The organism is Anaerocolumna sp. MB42-C2, assembly GCF_030913705.1.
In the GTDB taxonomy this organism is placed as follows: domain Bacteria; phylum Bacillota; class Clostridia; order Lachnospirales; family Lachnospiraceae; genus Anaerocolumna.
Window position 1 is genome coordinate 6,336,926 of record NZ_CP133190.1, and the last position, 25,814, is coordinate 6,362,739.

General features: G+C 35.8%; 19 protein-coding genes. 17 read left to right on the forward strand and 2 right to left on the reverse strand.

Annotated elements, in window-relative coordinates; all coding sequences use genetic code 11:
• Positions 1-257: 257 nt before the first annotated feature.
• From mltG to RBU59_RS28200, 10 genes are all read left to right on the forward strand, one after another.
• On the forward strand, positions 258-1,553 hold the full coding sequence (gene mltG / locus RBU59_RS28155) for an endolytic transglycosylase MltG (RefSeq protein ID WP_308145776.1): 1,296 nt from the start codon (positions 258-260) through the stop codon (positions 1,551-1,553).
• Between the two features lie 334 nt (positions 1,554-1,887).
• Positions 1,888-2,301, forward strand: coding sequence for an Hsp20/alpha crystallin family protein (locus RBU59_RS28160; RefSeq protein WP_308145777.1), 414 nt, complete (start codon positions 1,888-1,890; stop codon positions 2,299-2,301).
• 219 nt (positions 2,302-2,520) lie between these two features.
• The gene (locus RBU59_RS28165) at positions 2,521-3,036 is read left to right on the forward strand and encodes a hypothetical protein (protein WP_308145778.1); all 516 of its coding nucleotides are present in this window, start codon (positions 2,521-2,523) and stop codon (positions 3,034-3,036) included.
• Between the two features lie 42 nt (positions 3,037-3,078).
• Entirely contained in the window at positions 3,079-3,666 is a 588-nt protein-coding gene (locus RBU59_RS28170) for a DUF2318 domain-containing protein (protein WP_308145779.1), read from the forward strand.
• Entirely contained in the window at positions 3,666-4,979 is a 1,314-nt protein-coding gene (locus RBU59_RS28175; RefSeq protein WP_308145780.1) for an urease accessory protein UreH domain-containing protein, read from the forward strand. The genes RBU59_RS28170 and RBU59_RS28175 overlap by 1 nt, the downstream gene beginning before the upstream one ends.
• 230 nt (positions 4,980-5,209) lie before the next feature.
• Positions 5,210-6,982: a methyl-accepting chemotaxis protein gene (locus RBU59_RS28180; protein ID WP_308145781.1), complete on the forward strand. Its 1,773-nt coding sequence runs from the start codon at positions 5,210-5,212 to the stop codon at positions 6,980-6,982.
• 146 nt (positions 6,983-7,128) lie between these two features.
• Complete coding sequence (locus RBU59_RS28185) at positions 7,129-8,439, forward strand: hypothetical protein (RefSeq protein WP_308145782.1); 1,311 nt, start codon at positions 7,129-7,131, stop codon at positions 8,437-8,439.
• Positions 8,440-8,567: 128 nt separating this feature from the next.
• Positions 8,568-9,656 (forward strand): mannonate dehydratase, encoded by a 1,089-nt coding sequence (uxuA, locus tag RBU59_RS28190; RefSeq protein ID WP_308145783.1) that lies wholly within the window; start codon positions 8,568-8,570, stop codon positions 9,654-9,656.
• Positions 9,657-9,682: 26 nt separating this feature from the next.
• A complete protein-coding gene (locus RBU59_RS28195) occupies positions 9,683-11,290 on the forward strand; it encodes a mannitol dehydrogenase family protein (protein ID WP_308145784.1) in 1,608 nt (535 codons plus the stop codon).
• Between the two features lie 39 nt (positions 11,291-11,329).
• Entirely contained in the window at positions 11,330-12,013 is a 684-nt protein-coding gene (locus RBU59_RS28200; RefSeq protein ID WP_308145785.1) for a GntR family transcriptional regulator, read from the forward strand.
• 108 nt (positions 12,014-12,121) lie between these two features.
• Here RBU59_RS28200 and RBU59_RS28205 read toward each other — a convergent pair whose 3' ends face one another.
• A complete protein-coding gene (locus tag RBU59_RS28205) occupies positions 12,122-13,537 on the reverse strand; it encodes an anti-sigma factor domain-containing protein (RefSeq protein ID WP_308145786.1) in 1,416 nt (471 codons plus the stop codon).
• Complete coding sequence (sigI, locus tag RBU59_RS28210) at positions 13,534-14,253, reverse strand: RNA polymerase sigma-I factor (RefSeq protein ID WP_308145787.1); 720 nt, start codon at positions 14,251-14,253, stop codon at positions 13,534-13,536. The genes RBU59_RS28205 and sigI overlap by 4 nt, the downstream gene beginning before the upstream one ends.
• A 256-nt stretch (positions 14,254-14,509) precedes the next feature.
• On the opposite strand from sigI, the gene msrA reads away from it, so the two are divergent.
• The 7 genes from msrA (at position 14,510) to RBU59_RS28245 (ending at position 25,740) form a co-directional block, all read left to right on the forward strand.
• Positions 14,510-15,058, forward strand: coding sequence for a peptide-methionine (S)-S-oxide reductase MsrA (msrA, locus tag RBU59_RS28215; protein ID WP_308145788.1), 549 nt, complete (start codon positions 14,510-14,512; stop codon positions 15,056-15,058).
• A 35-nt stretch (positions 15,059-15,093) separates the two neighbouring features.
• On the forward strand, positions 15,094-15,957 hold the full coding sequence (locus RBU59_RS28220; RefSeq protein WP_308145789.1) for a GNAT family N-acetyltransferase: 864 nt from the start codon (positions 15,094-15,096) through the stop codon (positions 15,955-15,957).
• A gap of 518 nt (positions 15,958-16,475) precedes the next feature.
• On the forward strand, positions 16,476-17,093 hold the full coding sequence (locus tag RBU59_RS28225; RefSeq protein WP_308145790.1) for a DUF3793 family protein: 618 nt from the start codon (positions 16,476-16,478) through the stop codon (positions 17,091-17,093).
• Positions 17,094-17,450: 357 nt separating this feature from the next.
• Positions 17,451-18,209 carry a tRNA threonylcarbamoyladenosine dehydratase gene (locus RBU59_RS28230; RefSeq protein ID WP_308145791.1) on the forward strand — a complete coding sequence of 253 codons (759 nt, stop codon included), beginning with the start codon at positions 17,451-17,453 and terminating at the stop codon, positions 18,207-18,209.
• A 176-nt stretch (positions 18,210-18,385) separates the two neighbouring features.
• Positions 18,386-19,540, forward strand: a complete 1,155-nt coding sequence (locus tag RBU59_RS28235; protein WP_308145792.1) for an exonuclease SbcCD subunit D — start codon at positions 18,386-18,388, stop codon at positions 19,538-19,540.
• The gene (locus tag RBU59_RS28240; protein WP_308145793.1) at positions 19,537-22,683 is read left to right on the forward strand and encodes an AAA family ATPase; all 3,147 of its coding nucleotides are present in this window, start codon (positions 19,537-19,539) and stop codon (positions 22,681-22,683) included. The genes RBU59_RS28235 and RBU59_RS28240 overlap by 4 nt, the downstream gene beginning before the upstream one ends.
• 117 nt (positions 22,684-22,800) lie before the next feature.
• The gene (locus RBU59_RS28245) at positions 22,801-25,740 is read left to right on the forward strand and encodes an EAL domain-containing protein (protein ID WP_308145794.1); all 2,940 of its coding nucleotides are present in this window, start codon (positions 22,801-22,803) and stop codon (positions 25,738-25,740) included.
• The last annotated feature ends 74 nt before the right edge of the window (positions 25,741-25,814 follow it).

Below are 25,814 nucleotides of genomic sequence, written 5' to 3' on the forward strand. Positions count from 1 at the left end.
AGTAAGAGTAGAATAAAGATCAGGGCGAAATTACATAATTTGAAGTATTAAAAAATTATTACCTTTAGGTATGGTTAGGCAATTGCGAAACTATATAGTTTTTTAATATACCTTACATTAATACGAATTTTGTAGCTTCAGTTGCCCCCCGGGCAAAATTCAGGTCATAAATTGTATTAATTGCATGGAATATAGAGACAATATGTGAGTTTCGCATTTACCTATTCAGGTATTACATTTATGAAAGGAAGAGAAGTATGTTAAAAAGAAGTAAAAAATTATTTGTATTAATACTTACTTGTATTATGGCTGTTTCTTCGGTTTTAATCCCCAAAGAAGTTAACGGAGCTGTAAAACAATATGGAATAATCGTTGCTGATAAAAATGGTAAGTATTCCTTTTATGATTTGAACGGTAAAACAAAAGCCGCCGGAATAGAAGTAACGCAAGGCGGCAGTATCATGGTACCGCTGGAGCAATTAACCAGTCTGATGCCGGTTTTAAGCTTTAGCTATGATTCAAAACTAAAAAAAGCAACAGTTACCAATACAACAAACGGCAAGAAAGTAACGTTTACGAAAGATAGTAATTACTGTAATTATTATGCTAATTCCAAATCCAAACCGGTTAAAAAATCAATGCCCTATAAAGCTTATATATCCACAGATAGTTCAGTAATGATGATTCATATGTCAGCCTTAAAATGGGTTATGTCAGCAACAACAGGAGTAAAATCTTTTAAAACGGAAGAAATGCAGACAGCGGGCTACGATACTTATACATACAGTGGTTTAATCGCATATAATCCATATGGTGCGGTATCAGCGATTCCTAAGTCTACCGGTGTTACAAATATATCGAATACAGTTAAAGTTACAATTCCTGAGGGGTATTCCGTAGCTCAGGTTTTTGATCTGCTTGTTAAAAAAGGAGTATGTCCCAATAAGGACGGATTATATGATGCGCTTAATAAGTATGATTACAGTAAATATTCCTTAGTCAGTGAGATAGCGCCTAATGAAAACAGGTGTTTTCGGTTGGAGGGTTATCTATTCCCTGATACCTATGAATTTTACCGGTTAAGTAAACCGGAAGATGCAATCGGCAAGTTTTTACGTAATACAGAGTCTAAGATTACTGCTGAAGACAGAGAAAAGGCGGAAACCCTGGGATATTCTATGGATGAGATATTAACAATTGCATCCCTGATTGAAAAAGAAGCGGGAAACTCACAACAGAAGGCGATGATCTCATCGGTTATCCATAACCGCTTGAATGATAATATGAAGTTACAGTTGGATGCTTCCATTTTTTATGTGGAACGTTATATTAAACCTTATATTTCTGGAGATATTAACCGTTACAATGCATATTATAATACTTATAAATGCAGTGCCTTACCCGCAGGACCGATTTGTAATCCGGGTATAACCTCCATTCAGGCAGCGCTAAATCCTGCGGATTCGGATTATTTATTTTTTGGAAGCGATGAAAACAGTAAATACTATTTCACGTCAACACTCGAAGAAATCCAAGCAATTTTAGGCAAATAAGTATGTATTTATAAGAAAATATTTTATATACGGTAATCGGATATATATTATTAAACGATAGTCAAGTTTGAACACTAAGTATCATACGTGTTCAAACTGACTATTTTTTTATTATATAAGGAAGTTCTCCGATTAGGATGCACATGATGCGATAGAGTCTAAGCAGACCATACTCTTTCTTATAGTTTATAAATAATTTAGAAATAATTAATAATTACTTAATTGTATATTTGTTATATATGATGTATAACATATATTACAAGGATGAGAAAAATATTGGATCCTTTACAATAGAAATGGTTCTATTGCAAATTAAAAGAATGGAGTGATTTTTATGTTAAGACCAATGTTATTTGAACAAACACAACCTTTATTATTCAGTAAGTTGTACAATGATTTCTTCGGAGATCTGATGAACCGCTTTGATAGTTTCAGTACCGATGTAATCGATAAAGGTGATCATTATCTGCTGCAGGCTGAAATGCCCGGTTTTAAGAAAGATGAAATTAATATAGATTTAGATAATGATACCTTAAGTATTACAGCTAATCACAAAGAAGAAAGCAAAGAGGAAAAAGATAACTATATCAGACAGGAGAGGCATTATAATTCTTACTCAAGAAGTTTTAGTGTAAGTGGTATTAATAAAGATAATATTTCAGCGTCCTATAATAACGGAATATTAGAATTAAAACTTCCGAAAGAAAATGCTGAAATAGTTGAAAACAAAAGAATTGAAATTCAATAAGCTTTATAAATAAAAATGGGGTGTCCTGGCAAAGGGGTCAGGACACCTCATTTTTATTTATAAGGATTTGAGTGCCGGCAGGCGGGTATGCTTAACTGATTTAACACCCTAATCTTGATTTATATTTGTGAAAAAAATGTGTCTCAGCATTTCTCCATAAAACCTCCACATAAATTAAATATACTCTAGGAGAAGATTAAGTTAAGGAGGCAGTATTAAATGAGAAAAAATGCAGTTATTATCTTAGCAGTTATTGCAATTTCAGTTGCATCTGTTAAAACAGGCTATGCTTTCTATGGAAAACAAATATCGAATAATCAGACAAATGTAACAAAAGTAACTAGTAATACAGGTAATTCAAAGGAAGGAGCAGCACAAACCACTTATTTTAAAACAGGAAATACTCTTGATAAAACGAATGAAACAACGGATTCAACATATGATTCCAGTGATCCTACACTGGCAGCTTCCGGACAGGCGGATAATAGTATAAACAGTGCGAATTGCTGTGGGAGCGGATCTATTTCCATGCTTGATGATAATGGTAATCTGATAGACCGTAAAACCTTTGAAAAAGAATTAAAGGATGCTTTGAATAATGGAGACATTACGGAGGATGATGTAGAGTACTATTCCTTTATGTATGAACAATGTGCCAAAGTATTTGGACCAGATTCTTCCGGTGCAGGCAATCCATCTGCCAATAATAACGGAAACTTTCCCTCCTGTCATTAATAAAACGATGCAACTACTTAGATTAGAAGAGAGGAATAAATAATGGCAAATAAGAAACAAATTAAAAAATCAGAAAAACAAAAGGTGAATCCCCTTATGATTGGAGCAGTAGCCGTAGCTGCTATTGCTGTGTCACTGGTTTTATTTGCACCAAAGGGCAGTAAAAATTCAAATGCAGGTTCTGTTAATACAACAGAAACAATTGCTTCCGCTAATACAGCAGAAGCTGCCGCTTCAAGTAAAAAAGCAGCTTTAAATGATGATGGAGATGTAGTGATTAATGTAGCTGATATTACGGAAAATGCAACATTTTATGAATACGATTTCAATGGAACAACGATGGGATTCTTTGCGGTAAAAGCAAGTGACGGCACCATCCGTACAGCATTAAATACCTGTCAGGTATGTAACGGCAGCCCATACGCTTATTTTGAACAGCAGGGCGATTCTTTTCAATGTCAGAACTGCGGTAACCAATTCAGCCTGGATATGATTGGACAGGAACGCGGCGGTTGTAATCCTGTACCTATTACGGAAGATGACGAAAAAGCTAATGATACTAAGATCGTAATTCCGGCTAAATACTTCAAGGATAATGCCGAGAGATTCACGAACTGGAAGAAGTTCTAATGAATCTGATAAAAAAGAAATTATCAGTTTCCGGTATGAGCTGCGCACATTGTGAACTGACAATCGAAAATACCTTATCCGGTATAAAAGGTGTAGAAACTGTTAAAGCAAGTTTCGGTAAAGGTGAAGTCTACGTATCTTTTGATGAGGATACTGTTAAACTTATAGAAATAAAGTCTGCTATTAGCCAGTTGGAATATAAAGTACTGGAAGACTCACCTGAAACGAAATCAACCATTAATTCTCAGGCTATCTATATTTTAATAATGCTGTTTGGCGGTTATGTCATATTAAAACATTTTGGATTATTGGATTTTACTAATTTTTTTCCTCAGATACAAAACAATATGGGATACGGAATGTTATTTCTGATTGGATTGCTCACTTCTCTTCATTGTGTAGCAATGTGCGGCGGTATCAATCTGGCGCAAAGCGTTAATTCAGTTAAGGACGGTCATTCCGTGATATTACCGAATCTTTTATACAATCTCGGACGTGTGGTATCTTATACAATTATCGGTGGTATTGTAGGTGAACTGGGTTCCGTAATTAGCTTCGGTGGAGGTTTCCGCGGTGCTATTGCAGTATTTGCAGGAGTTTTTATGGTAATCATGGGATTAAATATGCTTAATGTTTTTCCGTGGCTTTACAGGTTTAATATAAGAATGCCAAAGTTTATAGGTAAGAAGATCAGTAAAGAAAAATATAAAAAACATTCATCCTTTTATATTGGTTTGTTAAATGGATTAATGCCATGCGGTCCACTGCAAAGTATGCAGCTTTATGCTCTTTCTACCGGTAGTTTTATGGCAGGTGCTATCTCTATGTTTTTATTCAGTCTTGGTACAGTTCCATTAATGTATATCTTAGGTACCTTAAGCAGTAAATTAAATAAGCGATTTACAGAAAAGATGATGGCTGTCTGCGCTATGCTGGTTGTTGTATTGGGTATTGGGATGCTTAATAATGGACTTGCATTATCTGGTATAACGGTTCCACAGATACAGACAGGTTCAGAATCTGCTGATGTTGCAGAAATCAATGGTGATTATCAGACGATAACCACTTTCCTGGATTATGGAAGATATCCGGCAATAACTGTGAAAGCAGGGATTCCGGTTAAATGGACAATTAGAGCCGGTAAAGGAATGATTAATGGCTGTAATAATGAAATGATTCTTTCGGAGTATGATCTTAAGGTTAAACTGAAAGAAGGGGATAATGTTATAGAATTTACACCAACCAGAGCAGGAACATATGGGTATAGTTGTTGGATGGGTATGATACGCAGTTCCATTACAGTTATGGAATAGTTAATAATACAAGTCTGCAAATACGCAGTTTCTATTGTTTGACAAGAAGGGACATGATGTGAATGTAAATTTTACATCAAGGTCCTTTCTTCATTTGCGGGGTATTTTTTCTGTTTCTTTACATAAATTTAACAATTCATAAATACACACTTTACTTAAAATTGATATTCTGATTAGGAGAGAAGAAGAAAAAAGTAGAATATAAGTGATAAGAAAGTTGGGAAAAACTTATGAAAAAAGTAAAAGCAAAGTACAAAAAAGCCGGTAAACAAATAGGACAGGGCGGGATAAAAATAAGAGGAATCAACTATTACCGGAATAAATTTTTAAATTTATCCATCTATAAAAGATTAAATCTGACCTTTTTATACATAGGATTTATTGCTTTACTTATTGTGACAATTGGTATAATTAATATGAAGATAATTGATAGTAAATTAAATCGGTTTTATGAGGGACCTTATACGGTTGAGGAAAATGTTCTAAGGTCGCAGGTAGCCATGAAAAATATAGAAAATAATATTTATAAGGCTTATATGACTAAAAAAGAGGAACTGTGCAAAAAGTATATTGAAGCTTCAGAGGAGGAATACGATACATTAGAGTTAAGTGTTACTAAATTATCAGATGCCTTAAGTTTACTTAAAAATGATAATATAGAAACGGTTAATAATTTAAAATTAGAATTTGAGAAAGGTAACCGGTATCGAAGCCAGATATTAGAGAGCGCCAATTCCTTTGATCAGGATAAAATATATAATATCTATAAAAATGATTATGTTCCTATACTGGATCATATTGTTACAGAACTGAGTGATATTGAAAGTAATTTTGTAATCTATGGTAAAGATTATATGAAACAGTCGGACCAGACTGTTAGTATAAGTATAGTTGTATTTATTCTTTTAATTCTTACAGGAGCGGGCAGCTGCATATACTTATTGAAATTAACCTTAAAAAGTATTACGGAACCTATTGTCAAACTGGAGAAAGCAATGGGTTCCTTATCCAAAGGAGATTTAGGAATAGAAATTGTTAAATTCTCAGAAGATGAAATGGGAAAATTATGTGATTCTGTAATGGAAACCGTACATAAACTTAAAAATTATATTACGGATATTACGGATACGGTAAAACAACTGGAAGAAAAAGATATGACCGTTTTTGCCTCAATTGAATATGAAGGGGATTTTAAACCGATTCAGAATTCACTCAATAATACTGTAGTCGCGTTACGTAATATGATGCAAATAATTTCAGATACTGCAGATCAGATAATAACAGGGGCAGATCAAATCGCTCAGACTGCCAAAATTGTTGCAGAGGGTGGAATGGAACAAATGTCCGCAATTAATCAATTGACTGAACAGATTCAACATATTGTTGTTTTAACCGGTAAAAATGTTAAAGATGCCGCATATATTCGTGAGTTATCTAAAAATACAGTGACTGCGGCACAACTCGGCAACAGCCATATGACAGCATTGGAACATGCAATGGAAGCAATTGCAGAACACTCCGGTAAAATATCAAAGGTTATTCAAGTAATAGAAGCCATAGCGGAGCAGACGAATTTACTTTCCCTTAATGCTTCCATAGAAGCTGCAAGAGCAGGTAAAACGGGAAAAGGATTTGGAGTAGTTGCTGCCGAAATAGGTAAACTAGCTTCGGAATGCAGAGATGCGGTTAGATCCAGCACAGAACTTATAAATGGTACGGTTAATGCAATCAAAGATGGGGTTTTGGTAGCGAATGAAACAGCAGATCAATTTCAACTAATTCTTACAGAATCCGAAAAAACAAACCAGGTTATGGGAAGTATAGCAGATAATTCACAAAAAGAGGAAGAAAAATTACAAGAATCAATGACATATTTAAAACAGATTGCACATATTATTGAAACGAATTCGGCAGCTTCACAGGAAAGTTCAGCTATGAGTAATGATTTCATAAACCAGGCTGAAAAGCTTGAAAAACTGCTTCATTCTTATACTTTATCCTGATTAGTATAACCGGTGGAAAATGAGCTGGGTCTTATGTTAAATAAAATTGAATAATGATGAATTTTGTTGCACCTTTTTTATGCGAGAACCATATTATTATACTGTAAGGATTATATATCCTGATCTATTCAGAAAGGAGTTTTTGCATGAACGCTGATCACAATTCATCAACTTCCATATCTTCAAGTGATAATTTAAATGTAGATAAATCTGTTGTAACAGCTGCCAGTATGGGGAATTCATGGAATCAGGGACGCTCATCCGGCCCGTCAAACCAATGCCCGCCGGATTCCCCAAGACCCCCATATCCACCATGTCCTCCGGAACCGCCATGGCCGCCATGTCCACCCGGACCTCCGGGACCTCCAGGACCACCAGGACCGCCCGGACATCCAGGCCCGCAAGGCCCGCAAGGTCCACAAGGATTAATTGGTCCTATGGGACCTAGAGGCCCGGCAGGCCCGGCAGGTCCTCCCGGTCAACAAGGTCCGGCAGGAGCAACGGGAGCAACGGGAGCAACCGGTCCGGCAGGATCACCAGGTCCAATCGGTCCAACCGGCCCGCAGGGAGAACAAGGTCCTATTGGTTTAACGGGAGCAACAGGAGCAACCGGTGCTGTGGGCCCGGCAGGCCCTCAAGGTGAAGCAGGTCCTGCAGGTCCGACAGGAATTCCAGGTCCGGCAGGTCCAGCAGGCCCAGCAGGAGCAACCGGCCCGGCAGGCCCACAGGGTGAAGCAGGTCCGGCAGGAGCTACAGGGGCGACAGGAGCAACCGGTCCAGTAGGCCCAATTGGTCCAATCGGACCTGCAGGTCCGGCAGGTCCGGCAGGAGCAACCGGCCCAGTAGGTCCAATTGGTCCGGCAGGACCTCCAGGAGCAACGGGAGCAACCGGCCCAGTAGGTCCAATTGGTCCGGCAGGACCTCCAGGTGCAACGGGAGCGACCGGTCCGGCAGGCCCAGTAGGTCCTATCGGTCCAGCAGGCCCAACGGGAGCAACCGGCCCAGTAGGTCCGGCAGGACCTCCAGGACCTCCAGGACCGGCAGGTGGTTTAACGAGTTATGTATATCGTTACAGTACTGACCCGTCCATTACAATCCTTGGAGGAGATGATTTCACTTTTGCAAGCGGTAATGTACCGGCAGTACCAACAGGTATAACTCTTCCAAATGCTACAGAAACTATTTTAACAGAACCGGGTTTTTATCTGGTATCCTTTACTGCAGATGTTATTGGAGCTTTAACTTCAATATCCATTAATTTAAATGGTACACCAGTTCCCGGCGGAACGGCAGGAGCTTTTGCTGCTACCAATATTATTGAAATTAGTGCTATTATACAGGTTACTCAAGCTCCGGCAATTCTTACCATATCAAATAATTCATTTGCGACCATCGGATTCCCGATTCTTGCACCGGGCAGTGTAGTAAGTTCCTTATATATTTTGAAATTAGCATAATAAGTTTAGACAGAGGAGGGCTGTTGCTAAATTTTTAGCAGCAGCCCTGTTTTTATTCTTGACAAGAAAAGATAGTAGGAGTAAAGTAATATATACTAGTATACAAGATAAAAACGGAGGATATTATAATGAATATGACATTACGTTGGTTTGGAAGCAGATTTGATTCTGTTACCCTGAAACAAATAAGGCAAATACCCGGAGTTACGGGGGTAATAACAACTTTATATGATATACCCGCAGGAGAGGTATGGCCTTTCGAAAAAATTTTGGAACTGAAAAATGAAGTTATGGCTAGTGGACTTGAAATAGCCGGGATAGAAAGTGTTAATATTCATGATGCTATTAAAATCGGCCTTCCGGAAAAGGAAAAATATATCGATAATTATATTACAACCTTAGAAAACCTGGGAAAAGCAGATATACATATGGTCTGCTATAATTTTATGCCGGTTTTTGACTGGACTCGTTCTGATCTGGCCAAAATGAGACCGGATGGTTCTACGGTATTATCTTATGACCAGGATTTAATTGACAAAATTGATCCGGAGAAATTATTCGGACAGATAGACGGCAAGAGTAATGGTTTTATACTTCCTGGCTGGGAGCCAGAACGTCTGACACATGTAAAAGAATTATTTGAATTGTATAAAGGTGTAGATAATGAGCTGCTGTTTTCTAATTTAATATATTTCTTAAGAAGAATACAGCCTGTATGTGAAAAATACAATATAATGATGGCAATTCATCCGGATGATCCTGCATGGCCGGTCTTTAATCTGCCTAGAATCATAACCAATAAAGAAAATGTAATAAGGTTGTTAAATACGGTTGATGCTGAATTTAACGGACTTACATTATGTACCGGTTCATATGGCTCCAATCCTAACAATGATATATGCGGAATTATTCGTGCGGCAAAAGGCAGGATTCATTTTGCACACGTAAGAAATTTAATTCACCATGCTCCGGGCAAATTTGATGAAGCAGCACATCTGTCAAGTGATGGTTCTTTTGATATGTATGAAATAATGAGAACTTTATATGAAGTTGGATATGATGGCCCGATTCGCCCTGATCACGGACGTGCTATCTGGGATGAGGTAGCTATGCCTGGATATGGTCTGTATGACAGGGCTTTAGGTGCATCCTATTTAAACGGATTATGGGAAGCAATTGATAAGAACGATAAGAATAATAAAAAGTCTGTTAACTAAATATTGGTATCAAAAGGGGTAAACATATGAGATTAAAACAGAGTGAATTAAGAATTACGTCAGAATGGGAAGAAAAAGGATTTGAACTTCCCAAATTTAACCGTGATAAAATGATAGAACAGACCTTAAAAAATCCGGAGTGGATTCATTTTGGTGCAGGTAATATTTTTCGTGCTTTTCCGGCAGCAGTATGCCAGGAGCTTCTGAATAAAGGAATATTAAAGTCCGGAATCATTGTAGCGGAGGGTTTTGATTATGAAATTATTGAGAAAAGTTATAGGACATATGATAACTTAAGTTTGCTTGTAACATTAAAACCTGACGGTAACCTGGCTAAGAAAGTGGTTGGTAGTGTGGCAGAATCCCTTTGTATGGATACAGAGAATAAGACCGATTGGAACCGCTTGACAAAAATCTTTAAAAATCCCGGTTTAAAAATAGTTTCCTTTACCATTACGGAAAAGGGTTACAGTTTAAAAAATGATAAACAGGAATTTATCCCAAGCGTGTTAGAGGACTTTAAACATGATCCTGCTCAGGCAGTCAGCTATATCGGGAAATTAACTGCATTATTATATGAGAGATATCTTGCTGACAGATTACCTTTAACTTTAGTCAGTATGGATAACTGTTCCCATAATGGAACCAGGCTTTTTGAAGCTGTTACGACTTTTGCAGATAAATGGGTCGAGAATGGTATGGTAGAAGAGGGGTTTAATAACTATGTCCGGGAGAATATTTCATATCCCTGGTCAATGATCGATAAAATTACGCCAAGGCCCTCGGAATCAGTAATTCATATGCTGGAGGCGGTCGGATTTGAAGATACTTCGGTAGTTATTACAGCAAAAAATACATATGTTGCTCCGTTTGTAAATGCAGAAGAACCGCAATACCTTGTTATCGAAGATAACTTTAAAAACGGAAGATTACCTTTAGAACAAGGCGGAATTATTTTTACTAATAAAGAAATTGTAGATAAAGTTGAAAAGATGAAAGTATGTACCTGTTTAAATCCCCTGCATACCTCCTTGGCTATCTTCGGCTGTTTATTATCTTATGATAAAATTTCAGATGAAATGAAAGATAAAGAACTGTCAGCGTTAATAAATAAAATAGGGTATGTTGAGGGAATGCCGGTGGTATCTAATCCGGGAATTATAAACCCGGAAGCTTTTCTTAAGGAGGTTTTAAGTGTCAGATTTCCAAATCCCTTTATGCCCGATACACCACAGAGAATTGCCTGTGATACTTCCCAGAAGCTGGCCATCAGGTTTGGGGAAACGATGAAAGCATACATTGAAAATGAACATTTGAATGTAGAGAATCTGACATTTATTCCATTAGTATTAGCCGGTTGGCTTAGGTACCTTTGTGGTATTGATGATCAGGGAAAGCCGTTCACCTATAGTCCTGATCCTATGCTTTCTGATTTAACACCGGTTATGGAACAGATTAAATTAGGGGATAAAGAGGGAATTCATGAAATAGTGAAAGGAATACTTAGCAATAAATCTATATTCGGAATTGATTTATATGAAGCAGGTCTGGGTTATAAGGTGGAAAGCTTTTTTACTGAACTAATACAGGGACCTGGAGCCGTTCGGAATACACTTAAAAAGTATCTTGACTAGCTGGTTCTTTTATAATAACATGAATTCGGAGGGAATATCATGTACATTTTGGAAAGAAACGGCAAAGAAACAGCAAGGGAATATGCTTACAGGGTTATAAAATATAATATTATTTCATTAGATCTTGTTCCCGGCAGTATGGTTAGCGAAAATGAGCTGGCAGAAGAGATGGGTATCAGCAGAACTCCCGTCAGAGAAGCTCTGATTGAATTAAGTAAACTTAAAGTAGTTGAAATATATCCTCAAAGAGGAAGTTTCATTTCCCTGATTGACAATCAGTTAGTTGATGAAGCAAGATTTGTCAGATTAATTTTAGAACAGGCGATGGTTGAAACAGCTTGTGATAATGCAGATGATACTAATTTTCTTGCTTTGGATGAAAACCTTAGATTACAGGATTTTTATCTGGAACACAATGCAAAAGACAAATTGCTTCAGTTAGATAACGAATTTCATGAATTGTTGTTTTTAATCAGTAATAAGCAGTTTACGTATGATTTATTAGGTGGTATGATGACTCATTTTGACAGGGTGAGGAGATTAAGTCTTTCTGTAATAAAAGATTCCAAGAATATCTCGGACCACCGTAGTTTAGTCAATGCTATCAGAAAAAAAGATAAAGAATCAGCTAAAAGTATCATTACAAAACATTTAACCAGATATAAATTAGATGAAGAAGAATTAAAGAAACAATATCCGGATTACTTTAAAAATAACAAATAAAAATGGGGCTGCCGCAATAATAAAACCTGTTGCGTCAGCCCCTATGTAATAGGAAGAAAAATAAATATTTTATTAGGTGAGCTGGGGAGTATTATTTAAAATGACTTCCTAATTACCTTTTGATTTATTGCTTTTATTCTCTGATTTAGAATCATTTTTATCAGATTTTGATACTGAGGAAGATTTTGTATCTTCTTTAAAATCTTTATTATCTTTATTTGCTGAGCTTTCAACTGATAATTCCTGATTAATATCACCACTAACGGATTTACTTGCGACAGAAGACTTGTCCTTATTTATAGACTCTTTTTCCGCAGTTTCTTTAGCTTTATCAGCTTCTTTTTCCGCAGCTTCTTTAGCTTTATCAGCTTTTGTTTCCGCAGCTTCCTTAGCTTTATCGACTTCTTTTTCTGCAGTTTCTTTAGCTTTTTTTGAATCCTTATTTATTTTGGAAGTTTCTCTTGCAGATGCGGCAGTTATTTTTTCTGTCTCTTTTGAAGTTTTGGAAATTTCTTTTGCAGCAGTTTTATCCGCTTTCTTTTTATCCTTAGCAGCTTTCTCGGCAGCTTTTTGTTCGGCAGTTTTTTCTGCCTCTATGGAAACATCTTCAGAATCGGTTTCATCAGTAATTAATACTGCTTCTGAATTTGAATCAAAGGCATTAGCAATGGCAGATGTTTCATCCGTAGTTTCAGTGGTATTACCATCTTCTGAATCAGTGGTTTCCTTCTCCGATGCAGAACCGCTTTCTGCAGTTATCTGCCCGTCTGTAACAGATATGTCTGCTTTAGCAGCCTTTTTATTCGCTTTAATGGCACTCATTATTTCTTTTACTGGTTTATTCAGCCATTCTTCCAAAACTATGCTGTCCGGATTTTCAGAACTTGCAATTAATTTTTGGACAAGATTTAATTTTCCGGGAGTTACTCCTAATTTGGCTGCTTCTTTTACTCGTTCCAATCCAACACTGATTGCTTCTACTTCAACAACTTTATCGGTTTCCTTTAGGGTTTTTTCAACACTTTCTTTAAGGTCCTCAGCCATTTCCTCGGATTTATCATTATTTTCACCGGCAGTGGTAATAACAAGACCACCCTCCGCAGTTACGTCGAAATATCCCTCTTCAGCAATTTGGCCAACTGTTGAGGTTAAAGCCTGATTTATTGTTTGGTTTTCTAAATCACTTAGCTGTATTTCTTTCAGGATTTCTTCACCGTCATCATTTACAGCCTTAACACGTAATACACGGTCAAAGCGGTTTACTGTAAATTGGATGGATGGATTTACATCAAGACTCACGTAGGTATAAGGACTGGCATATGCAAAGCCGCCACTAAGACCGAGTAAAACTAAGACTGTGGCCGCAGCACAGGCTGCGAATTTTTTCGTTTTGAATATTGTATTTTTTTTCAGTTCAATCACCTGCCCAATCGTATAATTATGGTTTTTAATTTTCGTTATACAGCCATCATCAGTCAGGATTGCTGCAAAGTCATCTCTAATTTCTACAACAACGGATTTCATTTACCAATCTCCTCTCTGATGTATAGCAGATATTCTGCTAGGTGTGGATACTCTCCGGATAGTATCTCTACTGCTGCTATTATATACTTTCGGTGTCGTTCTAATAATTTTCGGGGTACTTTTGTATTTTTTTCAATAATTTTTAGTGGTAATTGTTTTGTATTAAATAAGTCCTGTTTAAATAAAGGATTGCTCATAATATAAGTTATTGCTTTCGCACAGGCTGATTTTGTTTTTTGGGAATGAGGGGAGCAGTCCGTCAGTTCAAAAAAAGTAAAGCCATAATGGGATAGGGTCTCATTTGCAGCAGCTATCTCCAGTTTGAGACTGTCATCCTTTTCTACCGTAACCTGTTTTACCACAGCCAGATGTACGGAGATATTATCGGTTTCTTCCTCCGGCTCAGTTTCAAAAATAACTGGGTCCACAAATACTTCCTGCTGATATTTTTCCTGGGACCTGTAATAATCGATAAGCCGTCTTCGAATAACCAATTCAGAATAACTGTAAAAACTCCCTTTTTCAAATTGATAACCTTGTACGGCTTCAGTAAATGCATGCAAAGCAATGGACCATTCATCATCACTTTTGGTTATAAATCGGTGGGTTATTGCAGAGACACACTTTATTATGTAATATTCATTTTGTTGTATAAAAAGGTTAAGCATATCATTGTCAGTGGATGCTTTCACTGCCATAGAATCGATTTCTCTCAATATAAACCTCCAAAAATGTTGTCGATTTAAGACGTTTTATTGTACAACTTGTAAAATAAAATATATTACAAGTATAACTTTTAATTATTCTGAAAGCAAGAGAGTATTTTTGAATGTGAATTTTTATTGAGAAAAGGTGGAAAAATGTGGTTATAATTCAGATAAAGAAATACTATTCTGTTATTTCTTGACAACCTGGAAAGCGTGATATATGATGCAGACATAAGGTTTATTTAAGAAAGAAAGGAGCATTATTATGCAGCAGGAAAATGTTTCAAAAAACAAGCTGATATATTTAGCAGGAGGATGTTTTTGGGGAACAGAGAAATATTTATCCGGCATTAAAGGAATTATAAAAACTGATGTGGGTTATGCCAATGGGAATACAGAAAATCCAACTTATGAAGAGGTATGTCATAATAATACCGGACATGCAGAAACGGTCAGAGTTGCTTATGATCCTGAAATCATAAGCCTTACCTTTATTCTTAGCCTGTATTATGACGTAATTAACCCTACTTCAATAAACAAACAGGGTGCGGATTCCGGAACACAGTACCGTACTGGTATTTATTATATTGATGTAGCGGATAATGAAGTGATAAAAAAATCTATCGCGGAACTTCAAAAACAATATGACAAACCTATCGCAATTGAAGTGTTGCCTTTAAGGAACTATTATTTAGCAGAAGAATACCATCAAAAGTATCTGGATAAAAATCCAAATGGCTACTGCCACATAGGCAGAGATAAGTTTGAGAAAGCAAAGACAGCAGTTAATTTAAGTAAAAACTCTGTATTATAAGAGCTTACTTAAGAAATAGTGAGGAAATAAAAATATTGATTAAAAAATATAGCGTTCCAAATGAAGAAATTATCAAAGAAATAAAAGCAGTTGAAACGATCTGTAAAGAATATGATAAGTTAAATGGTTATATATTTCTTGATACCTCAATAAATTTTAATCCAGAAATGAAAAGTTTATTTCTGCTTTATAAGGATGACAAGTTAGTTAGCCTTATATCAGTTTTCACTCCGACAAGTGAAGAGGCAGAGCTTTCAGCGTATACTTTACCTGAATACAGGAGGAAAGGATATTTCAAAAGTTTACTTAGTGAGGTTATACAGGAATTAAAGTTTTACAATATATCGGATATAATACTTGTATGTGAACCGCAATCAAAAGAAGGAATAGAAGCAATTAAAGGCTTAAAGGCAGAATTAGAATTTACAGAGTACTTTTTAAGGTATAAAGACTCATTAATTGAGACAGGCATAGAGCAGTTACCTGAAATAATGTTAGAGAAAGCAAAACAAAAGGATTTAGAAACTATCATTCATTTGAGCCAGGAGATTTTTCATGATAATTATGACGATGCCAAAAGCTTGATTACTAAAACTTTTAATTCATATAATAGAGTACAATATATGGCAGTGTTAGGTAGTAATATTATTGGTATGGTTTCCGTTGGTATTGAAAATGACGAAGTATCTATCTTTGGACTCGGAATTACACCCCAATATCAAGGAAAGGGTTATGGACAAATTATTATGAAGCTGCTACTGAAAAAATTAAAAAGTTCTGAAAAAGATAACATAACAATCGAGGTAGACAGTAGTAACGATAGAGCTTTTAAATTGTATAAAAAGCTGGGATTTATAGTTGAGACATCTTTTGACTATTATCGAAAGAGAATTAATTAAATTTTCTTTGAAAATATGAAACAGATTAAGGGAACCTTAAAATTGGGGTTTCCTTAATTTTTTTGCATGCCAGGTGGGCACACGTTCTAATGGGTGAAAGTCTCCAATCCGCTCGGCAATGGGGAGGATAGCCGAAGCCAAGGGTGTCCACGCGAGGTGGAATCTGAAGAAAGGATTAGGTAAAGCTCTGGCTTGTCACGAGAGGTCCGCAGAGGTAAAGGGTTACTGGAGAATGGCACAGGTGTTGAACTGCACCAAAATAAAATTTGGTTTTTGTTGGGCGAATCCTAATAATATTATAATCATAATTTTATAAGAATTGCAGATGATATTAGACGGGTAACAGTTTCAACCATTAATTCATGTAAATGATAAATGTTCTCATTTGTGTTATTGACAATTATTACTCTAATTATTTAAGATAGTAAATATTATATAAATGAGAACCATTTTCAATAAAATCACATAGATGTCAGGTTGAAAGATAATAACGAAGAGAAAGGATACCATATAATAAAATGTGCAATGATATTTTTAGTATGAGGGGAGATAAAATCACCTCTTATGTAGTATTTATATTAGCCAATAGCTGCATGCCGACATTACTAAAAACAAAACCCTCAACTTTGGTTAGTTTCCAAAAAAGGTATATAGAAGATAAAAATCATTTTTTAAGTGTTTTAAACAGGGAATCAGAACAATTTCAATGCAATTATGAGATACTATATGAAAGTAACAGTGCTTATTTAATTATATTATATCATATCAAACTATTAACGGAAGTATTTAACAGATTTTGTGATAACGATATATTATTACAAAATGGTTATTTACCGGGAGAAGATAACTTTTATAACAATCTTTGTAACTTAAAAAGGCGTTTTCGGAGTTTCAAAAATGGGAGTAGTGCTAAATTTCCTCATGAAGTCGGTATCTTTTTAGGATATCCGATATTAGATGTGGAGGAGTTTATAAAAAATAATGGTGAAAATTATATACTCTGCGGATACTGGAAAGTTTATCACAATGCGGAAGAAGCGGGGAAAACCTTTGACCAGTTTCGAAAATTAAGGGAAGCTGCGGTAAAATTATATTTTTCGGGAGGAAATTTAAAAGAAATCACCGCTTCTTCATAAAACACGTCTTGTAGAATCAGACCGAATAATTTATAATAATGTGAAAAATACAAAGAAGGGGATAGGAATGGCGGAAAGAATATGTTTCCTTGGTGGCGAAATTGTTGTGAATAACTCCGTATTTACTGGTAAAAAAGCTGGTAGAATAATCAAATGTCAGGATATTTGGCATCAGGCAGAATCATAACAATTGTTAAATAGATATCTCGGCTAAACTGTAACAGCAAATGCCTGTTTTATGATTCATCCGATTGACAGGGCAGAGATAAAATGCTATGATATTTCAGATTAAATTTATAGAATATATAGGAATGGAATAAATTCTTTCCGGAATTTATCATAGAACAGGAGTAAATCATGTTAAATCAATTTTCTAGAACCGAGCTTTTATTTGGAAAAGAAGCTATGGACAAATTAAGTCAGTCCCGGGTTGCCATATTTGGAATCGGCGGAGTGGGAGGATATACGGCAGAGGCATTAGCCAGAAGCGGAGTAGGTATCTTTGACTTATTTGACGATGATAAAGTATGTCTTACCAATATAAACAGACAAATAATAGCGACCAGGAAAACCGTAGGCAAATATAAGGTTGAGGTTATGAAAGATAGAATTCTTGAGATTAATCCACAGGCTGTTGTAAATATCCATCAGACCTTTTATACACCTGAGGTAGCGGATCAATATGATTTTTCCGAATATACTTATATTGTTGATGCTATTGATACGGTAACCGGCAAAATTGAACTTGTTATGCGGGCTAATCAGTGTAATATTCCCATAATTAGTTGTATGGGTGCCGGAAATAAACTGGATCCAACACAGTTTGAAGTAACGGATATCTATAAAACTTCCGTATGTCCTTTGGCTAAAGTTATGCGTAAGGAATTACGTGTCCGCGGAGTAAAAAAATTAAAGGTCGTTTATTCAAAAGAACCGGCCAGACAGCCGCTAAGCGATATGTCAATCAGCTGTAGAAGTAATTGCATCTGTCCTCCCGGTGCCGAAAGGAAATGTACAGAGCGCAGACAGATACCGGGAAGTACTGCCTTTGTACCGTCTGTCGCCGGATTGATAATAGCCGGCGAAGTGGTTAAAGATATTACAGGCATCCGTTAGTATGCCGGTTGGTAAGTGATTTTATAAACAGTATTCGGATTTACTTATACCGGATACTGTTTTTTCTTGTCAGAAATAACGTTTCGAGGGCTAAATTCCTTTTTTATACCATTAACTTATACTTGTCTTAATTTAATGGGTGAGATATGATAAAAACAGAACAAAGGAGGATTTACATGAAATTTTTACATATATCAGATCTACATATCGGTAAGAAGCTGCGGGAAGCAGATTTTACGGAAGATCAAATACACATATTAGAAGAAATTATCAGTATCGTTGATGATACAAAACCAGATGGAATCTTAATTGCCGGTGATATATATGATAGAAGTGTTCCACCTGCCAGTGCAGTGAATCTATTTGATGATTTTTTAACAAATTTGGAAAAGCGTAGCGTGAAGGTTTTTATTGTCAGCGGTAATCATGATTCACCGGAACGTTTAAATTTTGGAAAAGAAATCATGGGTAAAAACAGTATTTATATTGCAGGGGCTTTTAAAGGGAAAATGGACCGGGTAACATTATCAGATGAATACGGTCAAATTAATATCTATCTGCTCCCTTATGTAAAACCATCCATCGTTTCGAATTTTATAAAAGAAATGGATCTTGATACCTACGAAAAAGCAGTACAGGCTGTTATAGAAGCAGCAGAGATAAACCGGGAGCAGAGGAATATTCTGGTTGCGCATCAATATGTAACAAATCAGGGAATAGAACCGGAACGTTCGGATTCGGAAGTTATTTCTGTGGGAGGGCTTGATAATATCGATGCAGCGGTATTTGATTCCTTTGATTATGTGGCTCTGGGGCATATTCACAGACCTCAGAAAATTGGACGGGAAACGGTACGTTACTGCGGAACTCCGTTAAAATACTCATTCTCCGAATGCAATCATAAAAAGTCGGTAACCTGTATTCAGATTACCGATAAAAATAGTATCGAGGTCTCTCAGATACCTTTGCATCCAATCCGAGATCTGCGTGTAATCAAAGATAAACTGGATCATTTGCTTTATGATGAAAAATACATAAGTAAAAACTGTGATGACTATATCCATGCCATATTAACCGATGAGGAAGATATCTATGATCCGATCGGGAAACTTAGAACCGTATATAGCAATGTATTAATCCTGGAGAAGGAAAACACAAAAACAAAAGTCAATGAAAATTCTAAAACCTCAGCCTCCGGTGATGTAACGAAACGAAACCCACTTGATTTATTTGAAGAATTTTACCAAAATCAAAACAATGTTGAATTAAATGATATCCAAAGAAAATTATTATTGGATTTATTTACAGAGCTTGGAGGTGAGATTGAATGAAACCGCAGAAACTTATGATAAGTGCTTTTGGTCCTTATGCAGGTACTGTAACCATTGATTTTGAAAAGATGGGACCATCCGGACTTTTTCTTATATCAGGCGATACGGGGGCAGGTAAGACAACCATATTTGATGCCATTTCCTATGCTTTATTTGAAAAAACCAGCGGACTTACCAGGGAAGTAAATTCAGTAAGAAGTGATTTTGCTACTCTTGAGGTGTTTACGGAAGTTACTTTAACCTTTACCCATAAGGGACTAAATTATACCATTAACCGTTATCCCGACCAGACCAGGAAAAGCGACAGGGGCAAAGGAGTTGCGGAACAGAAAAAAGGAGTATCCATACTGTTACCGGACGGAAAGAAGATTGATAACCGTAATGAGGTGAAAAGAATTATATCAGAAATCTTAGGCGGATTGGGTTATGATCAGTTTAAGCAGATTGTCATGATTGCTCAGGGTGAATTTTTAGAACTGCTGCTGGCAGATAATGATAAAAGAAATGAAATATTACAGAAAGTTTTTAATACGGAGTTATATAAACTATTTTCCGCTAAATTAAGAGAAAAGGAAGTACTTTTAAAAAACGAAAATGAAGATATGGAAAAAAGTCTGCAGCAATACATAGACGGTATAAGATGTCTTGAAGAATCAGAGTATTTTCAAAAAATTGAATCTTATAAAAGCAGTAAAAATATAAATTTTATTTCAGATATTCTTAATAATCTTATCTTAATAATAGATGAAGATAACCGGTTCTTAGATGATGTTAACGAGAAAATGGTTTCAGTAGATAAACAAAAAGAAAAGTTTATTAAAAAAGAAGTTTTGGGAAGAACCCTGAACCAAAATCTGGAGGAAAAAGAGAGACTTCAGTGCAGAAAAGATGAGTTGGAGCTAAAGAAAGATGAAATGAAAGCACTGGAACAGAAGGGATTAGTCGGACAAAGGGCATTGTCCTATGTAAAACCTCTGGAAGACGCAAAAAATCGGGAAGAGGTAATATTAAACCAGCTGTCAGAAAAGATTAAGTCTGCAAATAAAGACAAGGATTTATTTGAAAACAGGCTTTTATTGGCTAAAAAACAATATGAAGAAGAATATAATAAAAACGATTTAAGAAACAGCCTTAACTTATATATTAACAATTTAGAAGAAAGTCTTCCGTTTTATGATACTCTAAATACACTTATTGAGAGAGAAAAACAATATTTTAATACCGGGAATCAATTAGATGATACAATTTCATCCATATCAGAAAAAGTTACAGAAGTTCAGAAATTATACCAGAAGTATCTAATTGAACTGGATACAATAAAGGATAGTCCGATTAAACACCTAAAGTGTATCGGTGCACTGGAAAAAGAAGAAACTGCTAAAAACCGTATGAAGCAAATGGAAAGCAATGTTTCCAAATTAATTACACTGGAAGAGGCGGTAGAAAAGTATAAGAAAGCATTTTTACTGGCAGAAGAAAGATATGAGGAGTGTAATCTGGAATTTGAGCGGAAGCAGAGAGCTTATTTAAGAGAGCAGGCCGGAATACTAGCGAAAACTTTGGAGGAGGGAAAACCCTGCCCGGTATGTGGCTCCCTGGATCATCCAAATGCAGCGCAGCTTCTTATGGAAGCTCCCACAAAAGCAGAGCTAAATAACTTGAAAGTGAAACGGGATACACTAAGTGATGAAATGCTTAAGGCAGGTAAAATAGTAAGCGAATACAAAAAAGAGTATGAAACCAGATTTGATACAATAAAAGAGTCCATGGACAATATAACTTATGAAACAGATTTTCATACCCTTAAGGACAGAAAGTTTTATTTACAAACACTGATATCAGAAGCAGAAGCAAAAATACAGGTGTTAAAAGCAGAAGAGGTGTTGTTAAGAAGTAAATGTGACAGAAAAGAAATCTGTGAAACTGAGATAAAAAAAGCCTTAGAGAGTATAGAAGACTATAATTCAAAATCAGCCTTACTAAAGGAGAAACGAAATTTATTAGCTGCCGATTTAAGCGCCTGCAGGAAAGAAATAGAAATAACAAAGAAAAATCTTGAGTTTGATTCTTTAGAAAAAGCAAATACAAAAATATCTGAGAAAAGGGCTGAACTTGCAGAATTAAAAAAGAAATATCTAGAAACCGAAAATGAATTCCATAAAGCAGATAACGGATACAAGACGGCAATTAGTTTGTTATCAGAATTTACGATCCAGTATGAAAGTTCAAAGAAATCTCTAGGCAAAACCGCCATAGAATTTTCACTAAAACTGAAAGAGAATGGTTTTAAGACAGAAGAGGCGTATAGAGAAGTTTTATTATCTCAGGAAGAAATTGATAATATGAAAGACCTATGTAAAAAATATGAGCTTGCGAAACAGGAAATAAAGGCTCAATTAGATAAGTTAAAAGAAAAGACCTACGGTAAAGAACGAGTGGACTTAGAAGAAATTAGAAATAACTTAAATTTGTTAAAAGATAACCGGACGCAATTAGAAAAAATGCAAAAAGAGGTACACACCAGAATATCAGCGAATAAAAGTGCTTTGATTCATATAAAAGAGATTGAAAATATCAGGGAAGAAAAAAACAAAGAATATTTAGAGGTTAGTGCCATGTCCAAAACAGCGAATGGAAGACTTGAGGGTAAGCAGAAAATAAGCTTTGAGACTTATGTTCAGGCGGCTTATTTTGTACAGATTATCCAGGAAGCAAACAAAAGATTCTATGAAATGTCCGGTAAGCGATATCGGTTAATGAGACAAGAGGAAGGTAATCTTAAGAGTGCAAGTGGACTTGAATTAAACGTGCTGGATACCTGGACCGGTAAGCTTAGGACTGTAAAATCCTTATCCGGCGGGGAATCTTTTATGGCGGCCTTATCCTTGGCGTTAGGATTTTCCGATATAATACAGAATCATTCCGGTGGAATTGAAATTGAAACCATGTTTGTGGATGAAGGGTTTGGTTCACTGGATACGGAAGCGCTGGAACAAGCTATCTCTACATTGACGAATCTTACCCTTGGAAACCGTATGGTGGGAATTATATCTCATGTGGATGAACTGAAAGAACGGATTGATAAGCAGATTATTGTGAAAAAAAATATTAAAGGGAGTTATATTGATAAAATAATATGCTGAAACCTCTATTGCAGACAAATCACTTGTGTCAAATTTATTTTTTCTGTGGCGAAAACAGGAATATTATGGTATAATATGTAATTAAATATTATATTGTTTCGATCGGGGGGGACGCTAATGAGAAAATTACATTTGTCTGCAAAGTTTTTACTATTCCTGCCAATTTTTATCGTCTTTTTCTTACTCAATTATGATGTTTCTGGCTCCAATACGGTTTCTGGCAGTGAAACTGATAAACATGTCTTATTTATCAGTTCCTATAGTGAAAGTTTTTTAAGTATCCCGGATGAGATAAAGGGTATGAGGGAAGTTTTTACTCCGCTTAATATACAGCTGGATGTGGAGTATATGGATACGAAACGGTTTGACACCAAAGAGAACGAACGGCTATTTTATAATTTATTAAAGTATAAGCTTCATAATCTAAAACCTTATGATGCCATTATAGTAGGTGATGATAATGCATTACAATTTGCCATGGATTATCAGAACGATTTATTTCATGGGCTGCCCATCGTTTTCCTGGGAGTGAATGACTATAACAGGGCCAAGCGTGCCTGGGATAATAAATATATTACCGGTATTATAGAAGAGATGTCGTTAAAGGATAATATAGAATTAGGATTAAAAATTAACAAAAAAGCTAAAAAAGTAGCAGCGATAGTTGACGATACCCTGACCGGTCAAGGTGACTGGGTACAATTCTATAAAAATAAGGATATATTTAAACAGTTAACCTTTGAAGAAATTAATGCATCGGATTATACTTTTAAAGAAATGGAGGATGTTTTAGAAAGTATAGGCGAAGATACTATACTGTTATACTTAAGCATGTACACGGATAAGACCGGTGCAACACTTACTATACCGGAGGCTGTTGATTTGATTAGGGAACATACCCACATACCTGTACTCAGAGCAGAAGTAGGAGGTGTCGGACAGGGAATCTTAGGAGGTAAGATGGTATCTTATCTTGAAGCCGGAAGAATAGCTGCTAAGATAGTGAATAAGGTTTTTGACGGAACGCCTGTTAAATCCATTAATATCATTACGGACAGTCCCAGCGTATATACGTTTGATTACAATCTGATCAAAAAATATAAGATTGATAAGGCTGTGCTTCCAAAAGATGCTGTTTATATCAATAAGAAAGAAAGTTTTTTTCAAGTTTATAAAACACTTGTAATAAATACACTTATAGTACTATTATTTCTGGTTGCTATTGTTATTATCTTAATTATAGACAACTTAAAGCAAAGAAAAACCGAAAAAGCATTACAGGAAAGCCATGAGGAACTAACTCAGACCTTTGAAGAACTAACTGCTTCTGAAGAAGAATTAAGAGCCCAGTATGATACCATACAGGAACATACTGAGGAAATAGAAACCTTAAATCAGAAATACAGTATTGCAATTGAAAGTACGGACAGTGCAGTCTGGGAATATAATCTGGACACCAGGGTAATGAATATCTCCCCTCAGTTTATTAGTGATATTAACAAGTCTATAAAAGAGCAGGAGGAAATTCAGAGAGTATTTGAATTGCTGCTCGATCCCGTTGAGCAAGAGAAACTGCTGAAAGAATTTCATAGTTATAAAGAGGGATTAAAAGATGAGATTCATATAAAAATATCAATTACAGATTATGATAATAAAAAACGATGGCTGTTGGTAAGAGGAAAAGGGCTGAAAGACAGTAATGGTAATTTAAGGATTATTCATGGTATAATATTGGATATAACCAGGTCGAAAGGTCAGGAGGAATATATCGAATACTTGGCAAAACATGATTATCTGACGGATCTTCCTAACCGAAGGGAGTTTATGAATAAGTTAGAGGAGGAATTATCACAAAAGAAACAGGGGTCGATTCTTTTACTTGATATAGATGATTTTAAAAGTATCAATGATACTTTGGGCCATATATATGGCGATAAGATGCTGCAGGAAATATCTCAGAAATTATCCGGTTTAATGGATGATAAACTATTTATCTCACGATTTGGAGGAGATGAATTTTTAATATTAATATCAGGTGAAGATGGTTCCATGCAGATACAATCCTATGTTCGAAAAATCATGCAATTATTTGACGAACCTTTGGTTTTATACCAAAAAGAAAATTTTGTAAAATTCAGCATAGGAATCACACGTTTTCCGGAGGATAGTGATAATATAAACCAGTTATTAATGAATGCGGATACGGCTATGTATAGAGTGAAGCATGGCGGGAAAAATAATTTCATGTTTTTTAATGTGGATATGTTAGATGAATTAAAACATAGAACCGATATAGAGGTTATTTTAAGAGAAGCTATCAAAAATGATGGTTTTTCTTTAGCTTACCAGCCCCAGGTAAATGTTATAACAGGAGAAATTATTGGATTTGAAGCATTGTTGAGGCTTAAAAATTATTCGATTCCTCCGAATAAATTCATAAACATTGCAGAGGAGACCGGACTTATTAAAGAAATCGGCAGATGGGTTACCAAGCAGGCTATAAGACAAATTAAAATCTGGCAAGAGAAAGGATATGAACCAAAGTCCGTTGCTGTTAATTTTTCCAGTAAACAGATAAATGATTACGGTTATCTAGCTTTCTTAAGAGAAACCCTTGATCAGTATCAGGTAGCACCTGAGTATCTTGAAATTGAAATCACCGAGAGTATATTGCTGGAACAAGATGCCAATACGATAGTTTTTTTAAATCAGTTAAAGAAAATTGGTGTCAGAATGGCTTTGGATGATTTTGGTACCGGGTATTCATCTCTGAATTATTTGACTTTTATACCAGTGGATAAAATAAAACTGGATAAAACTCTATGTGAAAAATTTCTGGGTTTAGATAACTTACGGGTGATGAATAGTCTGATTGCTTTGGCCCATAGTTTAGAACTGGTCATTATAGCAGAGGGAATTGAGCAACTGGAGCAGTTTAAGCGTTTAAAAGACGGTGGCTGTGATTATATACAGGGTTATTTATTCAGTAAACCGCTGTATGAAGATGAAATAGAAGAAATTTATAATTTCAATTTTCTGGAACATATTGTATTATAGTATAGAAGCGGATATCCGGTTGCTTAAATCGGAGTTTCTCCTTTAATTGTAATGCTTGGAGAACTCCATCATAT